18 protein-coding genes are annotated in these 19,044 nt (G+C 73.0%); 10 read left to right on the top strand and 8 right to left on the bottom strand.

Going from position 1 to position 19,044, the window contains the following annotated elements; genetic code table 11:
• Nucleotides 1–252: 252 nt before the first annotated feature.
• Nucleotides 253–1,227 carry a carbohydrate kinase family protein gene (locus tag ABZ873_RS30965; RefSeq protein WP_360879046.1) on the bottom strand — a complete coding sequence of 325 codons (975 nt, stop codon included), beginning with the start codon at nucleotides 1,225–1,227 and terminating at the stop codon, nucleotides 253–255.
• A gap of 131 nt (nucleotides 1,228–1,358) precedes the next feature.
• Between ABZ873_RS30965 and ABZ873_RS30960 the strand changes: the two genes are divergently transcribed.
• A complete protein-coding gene (locus tag ABZ873_RS30960; RefSeq protein WP_360879043.1) occupies nucleotides 1,359–1,598 on the top strand; it encodes a hypothetical protein in 240 nt (79 codons plus the stop codon).
• Nucleotides 1,599–1,727: 129 nt separating this feature from the next.
• Nucleotides 1,728–3,167 carry a hypothetical protein gene (locus tag ABZ873_RS30955; RefSeq protein ID WP_360879040.1) on the top strand — a complete coding sequence of 480 codons (1,440 nt, stop codon included), beginning with the start codon at nucleotides 1,728–1,730 and terminating at the stop codon, nucleotides 3,165–3,167.
• An 87-nt stretch (nucleotides 3,168–3,254) separates the two neighbouring features.
• Here ABZ873_RS30955 and ABZ873_RS30950 read toward each other — a convergent pair whose 3' ends face one another.
• Nucleotides 3,255–3,611, bottom strand: coding sequence for an iron-sulfur cluster assembly accessory protein (locus ABZ873_RS30950; protein ID WP_030029080.1), 357 nt, complete (start codon nucleotides 3,609–3,611; stop codon nucleotides 3,255–3,257).
• 293 nt (nucleotides 3,612–3,904) lie between these two features.
• Between ABZ873_RS30950 and nadA the strand changes: the two genes are divergently transcribed.
• Complete coding sequence (nadA, locus tag ABZ873_RS30945; RefSeq protein ID WP_360879037.1) at nucleotides 3,905–5,092, top strand: quinolinate synthase NadA; 1,188 nt, start codon at nucleotides 3,905–3,907, stop codon at nucleotides 5,090–5,092.
• A gap of 64 nt (nucleotides 5,093–5,156) precedes the next feature.
• Here the strand turns inward: nadA and ABZ873_RS30940 are convergent, their stop codons facing one another.
• The 3 genes from ABZ873_RS30940 to ABZ873_RS30930 all read right to left on the bottom strand — a co-directional run bounded on the left by ABZ873_RS30940 (nucleotide 5,157) and on the right by ABZ873_RS30930 (nucleotide 10,008).
• Nucleotides 5,157–8,282, bottom strand: coding sequence for an efflux RND transporter permease subunit (locus ABZ873_RS30940; protein ID WP_360879034.1), 3,126 nt, complete (start codon nucleotides 8,280–8,282; stop codon nucleotides 5,157–5,159).
• Between the two features lie 126 nt (nucleotides 8,283–8,408).
• Nucleotides 8,409–9,149 (bottom strand): response regulator transcription factor, encoded by a 741-nt coding sequence (locus ABZ873_RS30935; RefSeq protein WP_360879031.1) that lies wholly within the window; start codon nucleotides 9,147–9,149, stop codon nucleotides 8,409–8,411.
• A 37-nt stretch (nucleotides 9,150–9,186) separates the two neighbouring features.
• Complete coding sequence (locus tag ABZ873_RS30930; protein WP_360879029.1) at nucleotides 9,187–10,008, bottom strand: adenosylcobinamide-GDP ribazoletransferase; 822 nt, start codon at nucleotides 10,006–10,008, stop codon at nucleotides 9,187–9,189.
• Between the two features lie 70 nt (nucleotides 10,009–10,078).
• Here ABZ873_RS30930 and ABZ873_RS30925 point away from each other — a divergent pair, with 70 nt between their 5' ends.
• Nucleotides 10,079–10,855: a hypothetical protein gene (locus ABZ873_RS30925; protein WP_360879026.1), complete on the top strand. Its 777-nt coding sequence runs from the start codon at nucleotides 10,079–10,081 to the stop codon at nucleotides 10,853–10,855.
• Nucleotides 10,856–10,884: 29 nt separating this feature from the next.
• On the opposite strand, the gene ABZ873_RS30920 is transcribed toward ABZ873_RS30925, so the two are convergent.
• Both ABZ873_RS30920 and ABZ873_RS30915 read right to left on the bottom strand, forming a co-directional pair.
• Nucleotides 10,885–11,163 carry a hypothetical protein gene (locus ABZ873_RS30920; RefSeq protein ID WP_360879023.1) on the bottom strand — a complete coding sequence of 93 codons (279 nt, stop codon included), beginning with the start codon at nucleotides 11,161–11,163 and terminating at the stop codon, nucleotides 10,885–10,887.
• 14 nt (nucleotides 11,164–11,177) lie between these two features.
• Nucleotides 11,178–11,972, bottom strand: coding sequence for a PspA/IM30 family protein (locus ABZ873_RS30915; RefSeq protein ID WP_360879020.1), 795 nt, complete (start codon nucleotides 11,970–11,972; stop codon nucleotides 11,178–11,180).
• Nucleotides 11,973–12,215: 243 nt separating this feature from the next.
• On the opposite strand from ABZ873_RS30915, the gene ABZ873_RS30910 reads away from it, so the two are divergent.
• Together ABZ873_RS30910 and ABZ873_RS30905 are read left to right on the top strand one after the other, a co-directional pair.
• Nucleotides 12,216–12,824 (top strand): DUF3043 domain-containing protein, encoded by a 609-nt coding sequence (locus ABZ873_RS30910; RefSeq protein ID WP_360879017.1) that lies wholly within the window; start codon nucleotides 12,216–12,218, stop codon nucleotides 12,822–12,824.
• 14 nt (nucleotides 12,825–12,838) lie between these two features.
• On the top strand, nucleotides 12,839–13,636 hold the full coding sequence (locus tag ABZ873_RS30905; RefSeq protein WP_360879014.1) for a methyltransferase domain-containing protein: 798 nt from the start codon (nucleotides 12,839–12,841) through the stop codon (nucleotides 13,634–13,636).
• A gap of 69 nt (nucleotides 13,637–13,705) precedes the next feature.
• Here the strand turns inward: ABZ873_RS30905 and ABZ873_RS30900 are convergent, their stop codons facing one another.
• Nucleotides 13,706–13,918, bottom strand: coding sequence for a hypothetical protein (locus ABZ873_RS30900; protein ID WP_360879011.1), 213 nt, complete (start codon nucleotides 13,916–13,918; stop codon nucleotides 13,706–13,708).
• A gap of 93 nt (nucleotides 13,919–14,011) precedes the next feature.
• Here ABZ873_RS30900 and ABZ873_RS30895 point away from each other — a divergent pair, with 93 nt between their 5' ends.
• The 4 genes from ABZ873_RS30895 to ABZ873_RS30880 form a co-directional block, all read left to right on the top strand.
• Nucleotides 14,012–15,217 (top strand): bifunctional adenosylcobinamide kinase/adenosylcobinamide-phosphate guanylyltransferase, encoded by a 1,206-nt coding sequence (locus ABZ873_RS30895; RefSeq protein ID WP_360879008.1) that lies wholly within the window; start codon nucleotides 14,012–14,014, stop codon nucleotides 15,215–15,217.
• Between the two features lie 107 nt (nucleotides 15,218–15,324).
• The gene (cobT, locus tag ABZ873_RS30890; protein ID WP_360879005.1) at nucleotides 15,325–16,389 is read left to right on the top strand and encodes a nicotinate-nucleotide--dimethylbenzimidazole phosphoribosyltransferase; all 1,065 of its coding nucleotides are present in this window, start codon (nucleotides 15,325–15,327) and stop codon (nucleotides 16,387–16,389) included.
• Between the two features lie 83 nt (nucleotides 16,390–16,472).
• A complete protein-coding gene (locus ABZ873_RS30885) occupies nucleotides 16,473–18,335 on the top strand; it encodes a phosphatidylglycerol lysyltransferase domain-containing protein (protein WP_360879002.1) in 1,863 nt (620 codons plus the stop codon).
• A 53-nt stretch (nucleotides 18,336–18,388) separates the two neighbouring features.
• A partial coding sequence (locus ABZ873_RS30880) for a hypothetical protein (protein WP_360878999.1) occupies nucleotides 18,389–19,044 on the top strand: 656 nt, incomplete at its 3' end.

The following is a 19,044-nucleotide window of genomic DNA, read 5'->3' as shown; positions in this document are numbered from 1 at the left end:
GATCTTCCGATGGGGCGGAGCCCCAGGGATCCCGGCTCCGCCGGGCACCGGGCTCCGCCCGGACCCGCGCCTCAAACGCCGGCGAGGCTGAGTTGGCCCGGCGTAGCCGGATCCGCCTCAGCAGGCTGGTGAAGCCTGGCGGGGCTGAGTTGCCCGGCCGAGCCGGGTTCCTGGGGCGCCGCCCCAGACCCCGCGCCTCAAACGCCGGCGAGGCTGAGGTTGGCCCGGCGCAGCCGGATGGGGGCCGGGCCGTCAGGACAGGTGGGTGCGGACCTCCGTGGCCGCGTCCTCGCCGTACGCCTTCGTGAAGCGGTCCATGAAGTGGGCGCGGGCCAGGGTGTACTCCTGCGTGCCCAGCGTCTCGATCACGAGGGTCGCCAGCATGCAGCCCACCTGCGCCGCCCGCTCCAGCCCGACCCCCCAGCCCAGCCCCGTGAGGAACCCCGCACGGAACGCGTCCCCCACCCCCGTCGGGTCGACCTTCGCGTTCTCCTCGGGGCAGCCCACCACGATCGGCTCCTCCCCCACCCGCTCGATCCGGACACCGTTCGAGCCGAGCGTGGTCACCCGCGTCCCGACCTTCGCCAGGATCTCTTCGTCGGTCCAGCCGGACTTCGACTCGATCAGGCCCTTCTCGTACTCGTTCGAGAAGAGGTACGTCGCGCCCTCCATCAGCGTGCGGATGTTGTCGCCGTCCATCCGGGCGATCTGCTGCGAGAAGTCCGCCGCGAAGGGGATCCCCCGCGTCCGGCACTCCTCCGTGTGGCGCAGCATCGCCTCGGGGTCGTCCGCGCCGATCAGGACCAGGTCCAGCCCGCCCACCCGGTCCGCGACCGACTTGAGCTCGATCAGCCGCGCCTCGCTCATCGCCCCCGTGTAGAAGGAGCCGATCTGGTTGTGGTCGGCATCGGTCGTGCACACGAAGCGCGCCGTGTGCAGGACCTCGGAGATCCGGACGGACTCGGTGTCGACGCCGTGCCGGTCCAGCCAGGCCCGGTACTCGTCGAAGTCGGAGCCGGCGGCGCCGACCAGGATCGGGCGGGTGCCCAGCTGGCCCATGCCGAAGCAGATGTTCGGGCCGACCCCGCCCCGCCGGACGTCGAGGTTGTCGACGAGGAAGGAGAGGGAGACCGTGTGCAGCTGGTCCGCGACGAACTGGTCGGCGAAACGGCCGGGGAAGGTCATGAGGTGGTCGGTGGCGATGGAGCCGGTGACTGCGATGCGCACGGCGTGGACGCTCCTGCTGAGGACGGCGAGGGACAGTCAAAACTACCCGCTGCGGGCCCCCAGGCCGAACCCCAGAAACTACCCCTTAGTAGGTCTTTCTTCGCGAGAGCTCCGATGCCTACGGTGCATTCATGACCTCTACCGACGGTTACGGCTACTCCGAGTACACCTCCCAGCGCCGCACGGCGGAAGGCGCGGGACGGCCGGGTCTGGCCCGGCTGCTGGGCGACTGCGCCCGGATGGCCCCGCACTGGCCGGTCCCGGCGGGGCCCCGGCCGGCCCGGGTGGCCCCCTCGCAGATCCACGGCATCAGCGTCCCGCCCGCCTCGGCCCGCCTGATCGCCTCCACCGCCGTGTACGGCGACCAGTAGGCCCAGTAGGCGACCAGTAGGCGCGGCCGCGAAGAACGGCCGGAATCCGCCCGGCCCGGGGGAACCGGTTGCGTCGTTGTTCCGTCACACCCGCATCAGAGACTGCGGGACAGGTGAAGGAGCGATGCGGTGACCACCGAAGAACCCGGCACAACACGCGGCACACGACGGCGGCCGGCCTGGGCCGTCGGCTCGATCGCGGCCGCCGTCCTGCTCGCGGGCGGCGGTACGGCGTACTGGGCCTCCACCGCCTACGGCGACGGCTCCCCGGGCCACCGTACGGGTGGCAGCGCGGCCTCCGCGCCCCGCGACGCGGGAGACCCCTCGGGCCCGGGCATCGCCCCCGGCGAGCCCGATCCGGCCGGCGGGCCGGTGGTGTACCGCGCGGAGGGCAAGCTCCCGGAGGGCCCGGCGGCGGCTCCCGCGTTCAGCGCGTCCGGCGAGGTCACGGAGGCGGAGGTGCAGCGGCTCGCCGCGGCCCTCGGCATCTCGGGCGCCCCGCGGCTGTCCGGCGAGGTCTGGCTGGCCGGGGAGGCCGCCGACGGCGCCGGGCCCCGGCTGACGGTGGCCCGCGGCGCGCCCGGGACCTGGAACTTCAACCGGTTCCAGGCGGGCGGCGGCGGCCAGGGCAACGGCGCGGGCGACGACTGCGTACGCGGCAAGGACACCTGCGGCCCCGCCACCCTCCCCCAGGACAAGGGCGGCTCCGGCGCGGGCAAGCCCGTCTCCGAGGAGGCCGCGAAGGCGGCCGCGGCCCCGCTGCTGACGGCGGCCGGGCAGGACGGGGCGAAGGTGGACGCGCGGCAGACCGAGGGCGCGGTGCGGGTGGTGAGCGCGGACCCGGTGGTCGGCGGCCTGCCCACGCAGGGCTGGTCCACGAAGGTGAGCGTGGCCGCGGACGGCACCGTGGTGGGCGGCAACGGCGAGCTCAAGGCCCCGGTGCGCGCGGCCGACCGGCCGGTGGTCGGCGCGGCGGAGGCGCTGGCCCGGCTGAACGCCCGCTCGGGCGGCACGGGCGGCGGCGAGCCCGCGCCGGGCGGCTGCGCGAGCGCGGTGCCGCTGGCCCAGGATCCCCCGGCGGGGGCGACGGAGCCGTGCGCCCCGGACCCGCGGCCGGTGAAGCCGCCGCGGACGGAGTCGGTGCGGGGCGCGGTGCTGGGGCTGGCCTCGGGCACGGTGGACGGCAAGCCCGGTCTGGTGCCGGCCTGGCTGTTCGAGGTGGCGGGCCGCGACGGCGCCCCGGCCCGTACGGTGGCCGAGCCGGCCGGATCCGAGGGTGCGGGCACTCCCGCGCCGAAGGAGGGACGTACGGTGCCCGGGACCTCGTACACGGCGGATGACCGCACGCTGACGGTGACCTTCTGGGCCGGGGCGTGCAGCAGCTACGCGCTGACGGTCCGCGAGGAGGCGGAATCGGTCATGGTGAAGATCACGGAGACGCCGGACACGCCGGGCCGGGCGTGCATCATGCTCGCCGAGGAGAAGTCGCTGACGGCGCAGCTGGAGAAGCCGCTGGGCGACCGCAAGGTGGTCGACGCGGCGAGCGGCAAGCCGCTGGCGCGCCCGTAGGGCGCGAGCGGGGTACGGAGAAGGGGCTCGCCCCGGTCGTTGTTCACGACCGGGGCGAGCCCCTTCTCGTACGGGCGCGGTCCAGGCTTAGCTGAACGAGTCGCCGCAGGCGCAGGAGCCGGTGGCGTTCGGGTTGTCGATCGTGAAGCCCTGCTTCTCGATGGTGTCGACGAAGTCGATGGAGGCGCCGCCCAGGTACGGGGCGCTCATGCGGTCGGTGACGACCTTCACACCGTCGAAGTCCTTCACGACGTCGCCGTCGAGGGAGCGCTCGTCGAAGAAGAGCTGGTAGCGCAGGCCGGAGCAGCCACCGGGCTGGACGGCGACGCGGAGCGCCAGGTCATCGCGGCCTTCCTGCTCCAGCAGGGTCCTGACCTTCTCGGCGGCGGCGTCGGACAGGAGGATGCCGTCGCTCACAGTGGTCTTGTCGTCCTGTACGGACATCTGCATTCACTCCCGAAGTGGGCGGCTCCCCGCGGCGCGCGGGGAAACGTCGGACTCTTGCCGTCGGTGGCAACGAGCGGGACCGCGGATTCATTCCGGGACCCGACGCTTCTTTCAGATATTCCATGCTCGCACACCGAGCGCGCGGCGGGGTCCGGGGAATCGGCGGCTGATGCGTCACATTGACACTATCGGCATCGTCAAACTGACGTGAAGCGGTTATGATAGATAGCGTCATATAGACGAAAAGTCGAAGCAATGATCCAGAAGTCCCTTGTCGCAGAACAGAAAGGGTGCGTGTCGTGACCACCGCCCAGCCGTTGGACGTCCAGCCGACGCCCCTTGCCCTGCTGCTGCTCGGCCGGGAGGCCGACCCCAAGAGCGAGCGCGGGGTGGAGTGCCCCGGCGACCTCCCCTCGCCCTCCGACCCGAACCTCGTGGCGCGGGCCCGGGCGGCCAAGGAGAAGCTCGGGGACAAGGTCTTCATCCTCGGCCACCACTACCAGCGTGACGAGGTCATCGAGTTCGCCGACGTCACCGGCGACTCCTTCAAGCTGGCCAAGGACGCCGCCGCCAAGCCGGAGGCGGAGTACATCGTCTTCTGCGGCGTGCACTTCATGGCCGAGTCCGCGGACATCCTGACCTCGGACGACCAGAAGGTGGTCCTGCCGGACCTGGCCGCCGGCTGCTCGATGGCCGACATGGCCACCGCCGAGCAGGTCGCGGAGTGCTGGGACGTGCTGACCGAGGCGGGCGTGGCCGGGTCGACGGTCCCCGTCTCGTACATGAACTCCTCGGCGGACATCAAGGCGTTCACCGGCAAGCACGGCGGCACGATCTGCACCTCGTCCAACGCGAAGAAGGCCCTGGAGTGGGCCTTCGAGCAGGGCGAGAAGGTGCTGTTCCTCCCCGACCAGCACCTGGGCCGCAACACCGCCGTCCGCGACATGGGCATGTCCCTGGACGACTGCGTGCTCTACAACCCGCACAAGCCGAACGGCGGCCTGACCGCCGAGCAGCTGCGGAACGCCAAGATGATCCTGTGGCGCGGCCACTGCTCGGTCCACGGCCGCTTCTCGGTGGACTCGGTCGAGGACGTCCGCGCCCGCATCCCCGGCGTGAACGTGCTGGTGCACCCCGAGTGCAAGCACGAGGTCGTGGCGGCGGCGGACTACGTCGGCTCCACGGAGTACATCATCAAGATGCTGGAGGCGGCCCCGGCCGGCTCCAAGTGGGCCATCGGCACCGAGCTGAACCTCGTCCGCCGCCTGGCGAATCGATTCGCCGCGGAGGACAAGGAGGTCGTCTTCCTCGACAAGACGGTCTGCTTCTGCTCGACGATGAACCGCATCGACCTCCCGCACCTGGTGTGGACCCTGGAGTCCCTGGCCGAGGGCACCCTCGTCAACCACATCCAGGTGGACAAGGAGACGGAGAGCTTCGCCAAGCTCGCCCTGGAGCGCATGCTCGCCCTGCCGTAGCCGTAGGGCACGCACGCCGAAGGGGCGCCCCCGCACCGGGGGCGCCCCTTCTTCTGTACGCCGGTCAGACCTTCGCCGGGGTCTCCTCCACCTGGTCCTGCGGCGGGACCACCGTCAGGCGGGACCGCTTCTTCGCGCGGCGGCGCTCCTTGCGGAGCTCCACCATCGTGTAGAGGGTCGGTACGAGGAGCAGCGTCAGCAGGGTCGAGCTGACCAGGCCGCCGATCACCACGACCGCGAGCGGCTGCGAGATGAAGCCGCCCTCGCCGGTGACGCCCAGCGCCATCGGGAGCAGCGCGAAGATCGTCGCCAGGGCGGTCATCAGGATCGGGCGCAGCCGGTGCCGGCCGCCCTCGACGACCGCCTCGACGACGCCCAGGCCCTGGGCGCGGTACTGGTTGACCAGGTCGATCAGGACGATCGCGTTGGTCACCACGATGCCGATGAGCATCAGCATGCCGATCATCGCCGGGACGCCCATCGGGGTGCCGGTGACGAGGAGCAGGCCGAGGGCGCCGGTCGCCGCGAACGGGATGGACACCAGCAGGATCAGCGGCTGGACCAGCGAGCGGAAGGTCGCCACCAGCAGCATGAACACGATGGCGATGGCCGCGAGCATGGCCACGCCCAGCGAGCCGAACGCCTCGTCCTGGTCCTCGGAGACGCCGCCGATGGAGGCCGTCGCCCCCTCGGGCAGGTCCAGGGCCTTGAGCTTCGTCTGGAGTGCGGTGCTGACCGCGCCGGTGTTGTCGCCCTGCGGGCGCGCGGTGATGGTCGCGGCGCGGGCGCCGTCGATCCGGGTCATCGCGACCGGGCCGGGGACCTCCTTGACCTCGGCGATGTCCCCGAGCCGGGCCGGCCCGACGGGCAGTGCCCGCAGCTCCTCCAGGGTGGTGGCGGGCTGCGCCGAGCGGATGACGATGTCGCGCTCGGTGTCGTCCAGGACGGCCTTGCCTGCGGGGTTGCCCCGTACGGCCTGGCCGACGATCGCGCCCAGCGCGGCCTGGTTGAGGCCCGCCTCGGCGGCCTTGGGGGTGGCGGTGACGGAGATCCGGGGCACCGACTGGGACAGGTCGCTCTGCACGTCGGTGACGTTGTCGAGCTTCGCCACCTCGGCGCGGACCTGCTCGGCGGCCTTGGCGAGAACCGCCGCGTCGCCGGCCTTGACGACCACGCTGAGGTTCTGGCTGCCGAAGGCGTCGCCGGCGGAGATCCGGGTGTCGCCGATGCCGTCGAGGGCGGCGAGCCCGTCCTCGATGCGCTTCTTGACGGCCTCGGCCCGGCCGGCGTCCTTGAGGGAGACCTGGTAGGACGCCTGGTTGGAGCCGGTGCCGCCGCCGAAGGCCGCGAGGAAGCCGGAGGAACCGACGGTGACCTGGTAGCTCTTGACGCCGTCGACCGAGGCGAGCACCTTCTCGACCTTGCGGCTCGCCTCGTCGGAGGCGGCCAGCGAGGTGCCGGGGGGCAGTTCCTGCTTGACCGTCAGGACGTCCTGCTCGCCCTGGTCGAAGAAGTTCGTCTTGAGCATCGGCGTCATGCCGAAGGTGCCGAGCAGGACCACGACGGCGATGGCCACGCTGGTGAGCCGGCGCCGGGTGGCGAAGCCCAGGACGCGGACGTAGAAGGTCTGGAGGCGGCTGCGCGCCTCTTTCTCCTCGGCCTCGCGGCGGGCCCGCGCGGCGCTCTCGGCGTCCCCGGGGGTGACGCCCTTCGGCGCGCTGAGGAACCAGTACGAGAGCACCGGTACAACGGTCAGCGAGACGAGCAGCGAGGCCAGCAGGGCCGCGGTGACGGTGAGCGAGAAGGAGCCGAAGAGCTCGCCGATCATGCCGCCGACGAGGCCGATGGGCAGGAAGACGGCGACGGTGGTGAGCGTCGAGGAGGTGACCGCGCCGGCGACCTCCTTGACCGCGGTGATGATGGCGGCCTCGCGCTCCTCGCCGTAGCCGAGGTGGCGCTTGATGTTCTCCAGGACCACGATCGAGTCGTCGACGACACGGCCGATGGCGATGGTGAGGGCGCCGAGGGTCAGCATGTTGAGCGACAGGTCGCGGGTCCACAGCACGATGAGCGCGAGGACCACCGACAGCGGGATGGAGACCGCGGTGACCAGCGTCGAGCGCAGCGAGGCCAGGAAGACCAGGATCACGATCACCGCGAAGAGCAGGCCGAGCAGGCCCTCGGTGGTGAGGCTGGAGATGGACTTGGCCACGGCCGGGCCCTGGTCGCTGACGACGGTGAGGTCGGCGCCGGCGCCGAGGGTGGAGCGCAGCCCGGGCAGCTTGTCCTTGACGGCGTCGGAGATGGCGACGGCGCTGCCGTCCTTGTCCATGGTGAGGACGAGGGCCAGGCTGGGCTTGCCGTTGGTGCGGGTGATCGAGTCGGCGCGGGCCGGCTCCTGCTTCACGGTGGCGACGTCCCCGAGGCGGACGGCGGGCTTGCCCGGTCCGGGGCTCAGGCGCAGGTCCTCGACCTGGGCGAGGGAGGTGAAGCCCTCGCCGACGCGGACGGTGCGGTTCTTGCCCGCCTCGTCGAAGGAGCCGGCGGGGACGGCGGCGCCGCCCGCCTGGAGGCCCTGGGCGAGGGCGGAGCCGTCGAGTCCCGCGGCGGCCAGTCTGGCCTGGTCGGGGGTGACGGTCACCTGGAGGTCGCGGACGCCGTCGACGCTGACCTGGCCGACGCCGTCGATGTCGGAGAGGACGGGGACGACGGACTTCTCCAGCTGGTCGGCAAGGGCCTGCTGGTCCTTGTCGGAGGTGACGGCGAGGATGACGGTCGGGATGTCGTCGGTGGAACCGGCCACGACCTGCGGGTCCACCTCGGCGGGCAGCCGGACGCGGGCCCGGTTGACGGCCTGCTGGACATCGGCGACGAGCTGCTTGGTGCCGCTGTCGCCGTAGTCGAAGGTGGCCATGATGAGGGCGTTGCCCTCGCTGGCGGTGGAGGTGATGCCGGTGATGCCGTCGACGCCCTTGAGGGTGGTCTCGATCGGTTCGACGACCTGCTTCTCCACCACGTCCGGTGAGGCGCCCTGGTACGGCGCGAGCACGGACACCATGGGCAGTTCGATGGAGGGCAGCAGTTGCTGCTTGAGCTGCGGGATCGCTATGGCGCCGAAGAGGAGCGCGACGATCGACACGAGGCCGACCAGCGCCCTTTGGGCCAGGCTGAAGCGGGACAGCCAGGACATGGGTATGGGATCTCTCTGCAGTGGCGAACGCGAGGTCCCTCCCACCCTGGCGTATGGCGGGGCCCGGTTTCGTCGCTCGCAGGTGCCGTCCTTATGTGCGGCATACCGCGTCCGTAGTACGCCGTACTACTGCGGCCGCTCCTCGCCGCGCGGCCGGACGAGGCCCGATTCGTAGGCGACGACGACCAGTTGGGCCCGGTCGCGGGCGCCGAGCTTGGCCATGGCCCGGTTCACGTGGGTCTTGACGGTGAGCGGGCTGACCTCCAGCCGTTCGGCGATCCCGTCGTTGGAGAGCCCGGCGGCGACGTGTACGAGGACCTCGCGCTCGCGGACGGTCAGCGCGGCGAGCCGTTCGGCGTGCGTCCCGGCGGTGCCGGCCGCGGCGGCCGGTCCGGCGCCGCCGCCCTGGGCGAGGAAGGTGGCGATGAGCCCTTTGGTGGCGGCCGGGGAGAGCAGGGCCTCGCCGGCGGCGGCGACGCGGATGGCGCTGAGCAGTTCGTCCGGTTCGGCGCCCTTGCCGAGGAAGCCGGAGGCGCCGGCGCGGAGCGCGGAGACCACGTACTCGTCCACCTCGAAGGTGGTGAGCATGACCACGCGGACGGCGGCGAGTCCGGGATCGGCGCTGATCATGCGGGTGGCGGCGAGCCCGTCGGTGCCGGGCATCCGGATGTCCATGAGGACGACGTCGGGCCGCTCCCGGCGGGCGACGGCGACGGCCTGCGCCCCGTCGGACGCCTCCCCCACGACCTCCATGTCCGGCTCGGAGTCGACGAGCACCCGGAAGGCACTGCGCAGCAGGGCCTGGTCGTCGGCGAGGAGTACGCGGATCGGTGCGGCGGGCGTCGGATCCGTCGAAGTGTGGTCCACGCGCCGAGCGTACGCGGCCCCGCGCGCCCCCGAGCGTTCAGCCCAGGGTGAGGACGATCAGGGCTGCGGTGGCGGAGAGTTCGGCCAGGGCTCCGAAGACGTCGCCGGTGACCCCGTCGAAGCGGCGGACGCAGCGGCGCAGCAGGAGTTCCGCCGCGAGCAGGGCGAGGAGGACGGCGGCCGTGGCGCGTGCGGCGGCGGGCGGGCCCAGCGGGAGGGCCGCGGCGGCGGCCAGGAGTGCGGTGGCGGCGGCGAGGGCGGTGGCCACGCGGCGGGGGACGACCCCGGCGACGGCGGCGCCGAGTCCCCCGGGCCGGGCGGCCGGGACGCCTTCGCGGGCGGCCAGGGTCATGGCCAGGCGGGCGGTCACGGCCGCGGTGACGGCGGCGAGGGCGCCCTGGATCCAGCTGCCGGCGTACAGCTCGGCGAGGGCGGCGGTCTGCGCCAGCATGACGACGACGAGGGCGATCACGCCGAAGGGGCCGATGTCGGACTTCTTCATGATGCGCAGGGCGGCTTCGGCCGGCTGCGCGCTGCCCAGGCCGTCCGCGGTGTCGGCGAGCCCGTCCAGGTGCAGGCCGCGGGTCAGGGCGGCGGGGGCGGCGACGGTGACGGCGGCGGCGAGCAGCGGCCCGGAGCCGAGCAGCAGCAGGAGCACCCCGGGAAGGGCGGCGAGCAGTCCCACGGCCAGCCCGGCGAGCGGTGCGCAGGCCATGCCGGTACGGGCGGCGGGCCGGTCCCAGCGGGTGATGCGGGCCGGCAGCACGGTGAGGGTGCCGAAGGCGAAGCGGACGCCGTCGGGGAGCGAGGCGCGTTCCGCGGGCGGCACCGGGGGCTGGTCGTCGAACGAATCTGTCATCGGCGCGAACGCTACCCGCTCGGGCCGGGCGGTAAATTACCCATTACCTGCCAAATAGGGAGTCAGTGGGATGGGTCACTGGTGGTACCGGAACATCATGGAGCCGGGGAAGCTGCCGCTGCTGCTGGCCCTGCTCTCCTTCGTGACGTCGTTCCTGGTCACGCGGGTGATCACGCGGATGATCCGGGCGGGCCGCGGGCCCTTCAAGAACGTCACGCCGGGCGGCCTGCACATCCACCACGTGGTGCCGGGCGTGATCCTGGTGATCATCGGCGGCTTCGGGGCCATCGGCAGCGCCAGCAACAGCTTCGGCGCGGCCCTCTCGGCGGTGATCTTCGGGCTGGGCGCGGGGCTGGTGCTGGACGAGTTCGCGCTGATCCTGCACCTGGACGACGTCTACTGGAGCGAGCAGGGCCGCAAGAGCGTCGAGATCGTGGTGGTGACGGCGGCGGTGGTGGCGCTGGTGCTGGGCGGGTTCGTGCCCTTCGGGGTCAACGACCTCACCCCGGAGGAACGGCAGAGCCGCGGGCTGGTGGTGATGAACGCGGCCGGGAACTTCGGCCTGTCACTGATCGCCCTGTGGAAGGGGAAGGCGCGCACCGCCCTCTTCGGGGTGGTGGTGCCCTTCGTGGCGCTGGTCGGCGCGATCCGGCTGGCCCGGCCCGGGTCCCCGTACGCGAAGAGGTTCTACGGGAACCGGCCGCGGGCGCGGGCCAGGGCGGGGCTGCGGGCCTTCCACCACGACCGGCGCTGGACGCGGCGGCGGCGCCGCTTCGAGGACTTCATCGGGGGCGCCCCCGACCAGGCGCGGGTGTCACTGGACAAGCCGCCTGCCCCGCGGGACTAGAAGATCCCGCGGGCGCGGGGCGCGGGGGCTCAGCCCGGGATCAGGCCGTCGTCCCTCAGCATCTCCCGGACCTCGCCGAGGCTGGCCTCGGCGCCGGGGAGGATCAGCTCGGAGGGCTCCAGGGCCTCGTCGGGCAGGGGCGTGCCCAGCCGGCGGACGGCGTCGAGGAGGGCGGTGAGGGTGCGGCGGAAGCCCGCCTCGTCCCCGGACTCCATCTCCGCGAGGAGTTCGTCGTCGAGCCGGTTGAGCTCGGGGAAGTGGCCGTCGGCCACTTCCACCTGGCCCTCCCCCATGATGCGCACGATCATGACGGCCCCTGTTCCTACTGCTTGTCGAACCGGTGCTGGGTCTGCGGCTGCTGGCCGGTGCCCTGGGCACCGCCCTCGATGGCCTGCTGCTGCGCGGCCGGGCCGCCCGCCAGCTCGGCCTTCATGCGCTGGAGCTCCAGCTCCACGTCGGAGCCGCCCGAGAGGCGGTCCAGCTCGGCCTGGATGTCGTCCTTGGAGCCGAGGCCGCTGCGGTCGTCGAGGGCGCCGGAGGCCAGCAGCTCGTCGATCGCTCCGGCCCGCGCCTGGAGCTGGGCGGTCTTGTCCTCGGCGCGCTGGATGGCCAGGCCGACGTCGCTCATCTCCTCGGAGATGCCGGAGAAGGACTCCGCGATCCGGGTCTGGGCCTGGGCCGCGGTGTAGGTGGCCTTGATGGTCTCCTTCTTCGTCCGGAAGGCGTCCACCTTGGCCTGGAGGCGCTGGGCGGCCAGCGTCAGCTTCTCCTCCTCGCCCTGGAGGGTCTGGTGCTGCACCTCCAGGTCGCTGACCTGCTGCTGGAGCGAGGCGCGCCGGGACAGGGCCTCGCGGGCCAGGTCCTCGCGGCCGAGGGCGAGCGCCTTGCGGCCCTGGTCCTCCAGCTTGGCGGACTGCCCCTGGAGCTGGTTGAGCTGGAGCTCCAGGCGCTTGCGGGACGTCGCGACGTCGGCGACGCCGCGGCGCACCTTCTGCAGCAGCTCCAGCTGCTTCTGGTACGAGTAGTCGAGGGTCTCGCGCGGGTCCTCGGCCCGGTCAAGGGCCTTGTTCGCCTTCGCGCGGAAGATCATCCCCATACGCTTCATGACACCGCTCATGGGCTTCGCGCGCCCCCTTCTAGACGGACTGTGCTCCAGGTCACCGACAGGTCCCACAGTACGGGCCCTGTCTCCATTACCGCACTGTTCGGGACCGGATGCGCTCCTCCTCCAGGACGACTGTGGCCGCGCTGTGTCAGGCGTGAGGAGGAGGCGGGTCCCGGACCGTGCACAGGGAAGGACGCCCGCCGTTGCCGGATCGTTCCCCGCGAGGGTGGGGCCCGTGCCCTCGACCACGTACGCTTGGGTTTTGTGTTTGGTAGCCGCTCCTCCAAGGAAGAGAAGGCCGCCGCCACCGACAAGGTGAGCGCCGACCTCTCGCAGCCCCGTGACCCGCAGGCCCCGAAGGGCCGCCCGACGCCGAAGCGTGCTGTGGCCCAGTCGCAGCGCAGGTCCGTCGTGGCATCGACCGGCAACCGCAAGGAGGACGCCAAGCGAGCCCGCGAGCGCCGCCGTGTGGAGATGGCCAAGCAGCGCGAGGCGCTGGCCAACGGTGACGAGCGGTACCTCCCGGTCCGGGACAAGGGCCCCGTCCGCCGGTACGTGCGCGACTTCGTGGACTCCCGCTTCTCGGTCGCCGAGCTGTTCCTGCCGCTGGCCGTGGTCATCCTCGTGCTGAGCATGGTGCGCCAGCCGGCCATCCAGAACATCGCCCTGCTGCTGTGGGTCGGCGTGATCGCGCTGATCATCGTGGACTCCATCGGCCTGGTGTTCCGCCTGCGCAAGGGCCTGACCACGCGCTTCCCGGACGAGCCGCGCCGTGGCGCCATCGCCTACGGCCTGATGCGCACCCTCCAGATGCGCCGGCTCCGCCTGCCGAAGCCGCAGGTCAAGCGCGGGGAACGGCCCTGACCGGAGGGACGCCCGTGGCGTCGGGGGAAAGCTTCGCCGAGGGGGCCCGGCTCTGGCTGGAGGGGCTGGGCGGACTGCGCAACGCCGTCCGCCAGGAGCTGGTGGGCCGGCAGGTGGACGAGCAGATCGCGCAGCGTTTCCCCGTGGGGCAGCGGCTGCGCGTCCTCGACGTGGGCATGGGCCAGGGCACGCAGGCGCTGCGGCTGGCCCGCGCCGGGCACATGGTGACCGGGCTGGAGCAGGATCCCGGCATGCTGGCCGTCGCCCAGGAGGCGCTGGCGCAGGAGCCGGAGGGGATCCGCGACCGGGTCCGGCTGATGGAGGGCGACGGCCGGGAGACCGGCGCGCACTTCCTGCCGGGCAGCTTCGACGTGGTGCTCTGCCACGGGGTGCTGATGTACGTGCCCGAACCGGACGCCATGCTCGCCGGGCTGGCCCGGATGCTCGCCCCCGGCGGTCTGCTGTCCCTGCTGGTGCGCAACGGCGACGCGCTCGCCATGCGGCCCGGCCTGGACGGGGACTGGCAGGGCGCGCTGGCCGCCTTCGACACCGTCGACTACACGAACCGGCTCGGGCTGGAGGTGCGCGCCGACCGGCTGTCCGGGCTGACCGCCACCCTGTCGGGCATCGGGGCGCCGCTGCACTCCTGGTACGGGGTACGGGTCTTCACCGACGGGACCGAGGCGGGCGGGGCGCTGCCGCCCGACGAGGAGCTGGAGCGGCTGCTGGCCGCCGAGGACCGGGCCGGCCGGACCGATCCCTACCGGGGCGTCGCCGCCCTGCTGCACCTGTGCGGGGTCCGCGGCCAGTAGGACGCGGGAGGGGCGGGACGGGGATCGCTTCCCGTCCCGCCCCTCCGCCGTTTCACCGGCCCTGCGGGCTCACGCCTCCAGGGCGTCCCGCAGGCTCATCGTGTACAGCTCGGTGCCCGAGTCGTCGGACAGCTTCACCTGCTCGGTGCCGCCCTCCAGCAGGTCCTTCCAGTACTCCCCGATCCAGGACTCCGCGTCGCCCTGCGTCGTGAACTCCTCGGGCACCACCGACGGGCTCGTCTCACTGCCGTCGGCCGTCTCGAACCGCCACGTCCACGCCATCTCAGCCTCCGTTGCTCGCACGCTTACTGCCCTGAGTGTGCCCGCAGAGTAACCGGGCGCGCAGCAGTCTCCGGGACGCGGGAGGATCATCCTGTGGAACTCACTCTGCTCGGCACCGGTACACCCGAGGGCCTGCCCCGCCGCGGCTGCCCCTGCGCGGCCTGCTCCGTCTCCGTCGGGGCGGCCTCGCGCGCGGCGACGGCCGTGCTCGTGGACGGGGCCCTGCTGCTCGACCTGACCCCCGGGGCGGTGCTGGCCGGGGCCCGGGCCGGGCACTCCCTGGCCGGGGTGCGGCAGGTGCTGCTCACCCATCCGCACGACGGGCCCGCGGTGGAGCTGCCGCCCGGGCTGCCGACCGCCGGGCGGGTGCCGGACGGGCAGGAGCTGGCGGTGATCTCCGGGCACCGGGTGCGGGCGGTGCCGATGGACGCCCCGGGTACGGGCTACGAGGTGACCGGCCCGGACGGCGGCCGGGTGCTGTACCTGCCGCCGGGCGGGGCCCCGGCCGGGACGAACGGCACGCCCGCGCGGCGCCCGTACGACACGGTGCTCGCCGATGTGCTGGGCCGGCCCGAGGCGCTGGCCCGGCTGCGGGCGAGCGGTGCGGTGGGCCCGGCCACGGACGTGATCGCCGTGCACCTGGACCACGACACCCCGCCGGGCCGGGAGCTGGAGCGCCGGTGCGCGGCCGCGGGGGCGCGGGCGGTGCCGGACGGGACGACCGTGCTCGTCGGGGACCACCGGGCGCTGCCGGAGCTGCCGCGCCGCGCGCTGGTGCTGGGCGGGGCCCGGTCGGGCAAGTCGGTGGAGGCGGAGCGCCGGCTGGAGGCGTTCCCGGACGTGGTGTACGTGGCCACGGGCGGCACCCGGGACGGGGACGCGGAATGGGCCCACCGGGTCGGCCTGCACCGGGAGCGCCGGCCGGCGAGCTGGCGTACGGAGGAGACCTGCGAGCTGGTGCCGCTGCTGGCCGGGGACGGGCCGCCGCTGCTGATCGACTGTCTGGCGCTGTGGCTGACGGACGCCATGGACCGGGCGGGGGCCTGGGACGACGAGGTGTGGGCGCGCGGCGGGCGCCGGGAGCTGGAGGAGCGGACCGCCGCCCTGGTGGCCGCCGTACGGGCCACCGGCCGCCGGGTGGTGCTGGTCAGCAACGAGGTGGGCTCGGGCGTGGTCCCGGCGACGGCCTCGGGCCGCCGCTTCCGGGACGAGCTGGGGCGGCTGAACGCGCGGATCGCGGGCGAGTGCGAGCAGGTGCTGCTGGTGGTGGCGGGTCAGGCGGCGGTGCTCAAGCCGTAACGTTCCGGCGGGCCCCTCGCCGCCGGTCCGGGGCCCCCGGCCGGGGCGGCGGAAACGGGGCGCTCGGGGGCCTGAGGGAGGGGTTGACCGGCTGTACTCTCTGGCAGATGACCACGCTGAATCTCGATGACTTCTCCGATCTGATCGAGCGCCCCGACGGGGGCGTCCGGCGTGACGCCGAGGAACGCCGTGAGCGTTTCGCCGTACCGCCCGGGGCCCTGGGCCGGCTGGACGATCTCGCCGAGTGGCTGGCCGCCGCGCAGGGGCGGGTTCCGGTCACGCCGGTCGAGCGGCCCCGCGTGGTGCTGTTCGCCGCGGACCACGGGATCGCCGCCCGGGGCGTCTCCGCGCGGGCCGCCTCCACCGGCCACGAGCTGGTGCGGGCCGTACTGGACGGGTCGAGCCCGGTGGCGGTGCTGGCCGCCCGGTTCGGCGCCACCGTACGGATCGTCGACGCGGGGCTGGACTGCGATCCGGAGCTGCTGCCCGCGGAGGTGGTGGCCCACCGGGTCCGGCGCGGCAGCGGCCCGATCGACGTCGAGGACGCGATGACCGCCGAGGAGGCCCGCGAGGCGCTGCGGCTGGGCATGCGGATCGCGGACGAGGAGGCCGACTCGGGTACGGACCTGGTCGTGCTCGGCGATCTCAGCGTCGGCGGGACCACCGTCGCCGCCACCCTGGTCGCGGCCCTGTGCGGTACGGACGCCTCGGTGGTCACCGGGCGCGGCGGGCTGCCCATCGACGACCTGGCCTGGATGCGCAAGTGCGCGGCGGTCCGCGACGCGCTGCGCCGGGCCCGCCCGGTGCTCGGTGACCAGATCGCGCTGCTGGCGGCGGTCGGCGGCGCGGACGTGGCGGCCGTCACCGGATTCCTCCTCCAGTGTGCGGTGCGCCGTACGCCGGTCATCCTCGACGGTGTGGTTTCGGCCGCCTGCGGACTGGTCGCGCAGCGGGCCGCGTTCCGGGCTCCGGACTGGTGGCTGGCCGGACAGGCGAGCGGCGAGCCGGGGCAGGCGAAGGCACTTGACCGAATGGCGCTCAACCCCGTGCTCGATCACGGCGTCACAGTAGGTGAAGGTACCGGGGCATTGCTGGCTCTCCCCCTCGTCCAGGCGGCTGCCGCGCTCGCGGCGGAACTGCCCGTGCGGGAACCGCGGGAGCCTTCGGAATGAGCCGCCGGGGGCCGCGGTCCTGACCAGGCCGTGGTCCCCGACAGCGCCATCACGGACAGCTGCGCCCCATATGATCGCTTTTTATGGGAGAGGTCCGTTTGACCAGCGCAGAGACCGACCGCATCGCCGCTCAGGCGCCCGGTCCGTCATCCGGAAGGAAAGAGCCCGGCGAGACCGCCGGCAAGGCGGCGGGGGCCGGCCGGGAGACCGGCCGCGGCAGTACCCGCTCACGGCGGGGGGCCGCGTTCGCGGTCTGGTACCTGCGGGCCGTCACCTTCATCAACTTCCTGAGCGCGGTGTGGGTCTCGCTCGGGCAGGACCTCAGGCGGCACAACGTCGAGGACTACTACACCCCCTACATGCTCACGGCGGGCTTCGCCTCCGGCCTGTTCACCCTGCTGCTCGCCGTCACCCTCGGCCGCCGCAAGCGGGCCTCCTGGATCCTGAACCTGGTCCTCAGCGGCCTGCTGGCCCTGCTGCTCGCCTACGCCCTCCTCGCCTACGAGGAGATCCGCGAGCACCCGCAGAACTGGGTCTCCCTGGCCTTGACGGCCGCCTTCACCGGCGCCCTGCTGCTGGGCCGCCGCGAGTTCTACGCCCGCGGCGACCGCTCCAACCCGGCGCTGGCGACCGCCGTGGCCGCCGTCGGCCTGCTGATCACCTCGCTCATCGCGACCCTGCTGGTGAGCGCCGCCAACACCGCCCCGGACAGCGGCGACGTCACCTTCCTCGCGCGCTGGAAGTACGGCGTGATGCGGCTGATCACCCTGGCCCCCGACGACCGGGCCTACGCCTCGATCACCACGCCCGGCTGGGTCGACGTCTCCATCAACGTGATGTCGATGCTGCTGCTCCTGGCCGTGCTCTTCGCCGCCTTCCGCTCGCGCCGCGCCGTCGACCCGCTGAGCGAGGAGGACGAGGAGCGCCTGCGGGCGCTGCTGGCCCGGCAGGGCGACCGCGACTCCCTCGGCTACTTCGCGCTGCGCCGCGAGAAGTCCGTCATCTGGTCCCCCACCGGCAAGGCGGCCGTCACCTACCGCGTCGTCGGCGGGGTCTCGCTGGCCTCCGGCGACCCGATCGGCGACCCGGAGGCGTGGCCCGGCGCCATCGACCCCTGGCTGGCCGAGGCCCGCGAGCACGGCTGGGTGCCCGCCGTGATGGGCGCGAGCGAGGAGGCCGGGCAGATCTACGCCCGGCACGGCCTGGACGCCCTGGAGCTCGGTGACGAGGCCATCGTGGAGACCGCCGAGTTCACCCTGGAGGGCCGCGCCATGCGGACCGTCCGGCAGGCGTACAACCGCGTCAAGCGGGCCGGCTACACCGTCCGCATCCGCCGCCACGCCGACATCCCGGCGGAGGAGATGGCCGAGCTGGTGCGCCGCGCCGACGACTGGCGCGACGGTGCCACCGAGCGCGGCTTCTCCATGGCCCTGGGCCGGCTGGGCGATCCCGCCGACGGGCAGTGCGTGATGCTGGAGTGCACCGACGGCGAGGGCGAGCTGCGGGCCGTGCTGTCCTTCGTACCGTGGGGGCCCAAGGGGCTGTCGCTGGACCTGATGCGCCGTGACCGGGACTCCGAGAACGGCCTGATGGAGTTCATGGTCATCGAACTCCTGGAACGCTCCAAGGAGATCGGGGTCACCCAGGTCTCGCTGAACTTCGCGATGTTCCGCTCGGTCTTCGAGCGGGGTTCCCGGCTGGGCGCGGGCCCGGTGCTGCGGATGTGGCGCTCGCTGCTGAGCTTCTTCTCCCGCTGGTGGCAGATCGAGTCCCTCTACCGGGCGAACGCCAAATACCGGCCGATCTGGGAACCGCGGTTCATGCTCTTCGAGAAGAGTTCGGACCTGCTGCGGATCGGTGTCGCGGCGGGCCGGGCCGAGGGCTTCCTGGAGGCTCCCGGCCTTCCGAAGTGGCTGCACCGCAGACACCTGGAGACCCGCCGTTGACAGCGTGGCACACCTCCCCACCGCGGCGGTTCGCCCTCCGTGAGTGGGGGCCCATGTACGGGACCGTCCGGGAGGCGCTGGCCCGCGAGCGGTGGCGGGCCGTCCCCATGACCCTGGGCGCGGTGTGCCTGACCACGGTGTTCCAGATCGTGCAGAACACCTCGTGGGGCTTCCAGCCGGTGCAGGACCTGGGGTCGGTGAAGGCCGCCGACCCCTTCTGGCTGGCCCTGCTGCGCACCCCGCTGTCGCTGTTCGTCCCGGCGCTGGACCTGCCGGTGTGGGGCGCGCTCGCGCAGATGCTGCTGGTGTTCGGCCTCGCGGAGATCTGCGTCGGCTGGTGGCGCACGCTGCTCGTCGGCTACGTCGCCACCCTCGCCGGGACCACGTACGCGCGGATCGGGCTGGCGCTGGGGCCGGAGCACCCCTTCGGGCTGCCGCTGTCCGACCGGATCGTCAACGACACCGGGCCCTCGGCGGCGGTGGTCGGCCTCGCGGTGTACGTGTGCTGGCGCTACCGGGCGTACCTGACGGGCGGCCTGGTGATCCTGGTGATGATCGGCGAGGTGCTGGTCAAGAACAACCTGGCGGGCAAGGAGCACCTGGCGGCCATCGCCGCGGTGATGGTGATGTGCGTGGTGCGGGCGTGGTGGGGGCCGGTGCGGCGGGGGCCGGTGCGGCGGGGGCCGGTGCGCCCCCGCACCCCGGGGGG

Origin of the sequence: Streptomyces sp. NPDC047014, assembly GCF_040644195.1 — a bacterium.
In the GTDB taxonomy this organism is placed as follows: domain Bacteria; phylum Actinomycetota; class Actinomycetes; order Streptomycetales; family Streptomycetaceae; genus Streptomyces.
Note: the sequence above shows the minus strand (reverse complement) of the source record. Positions and strands in the feature narration are given on the sequence as shown.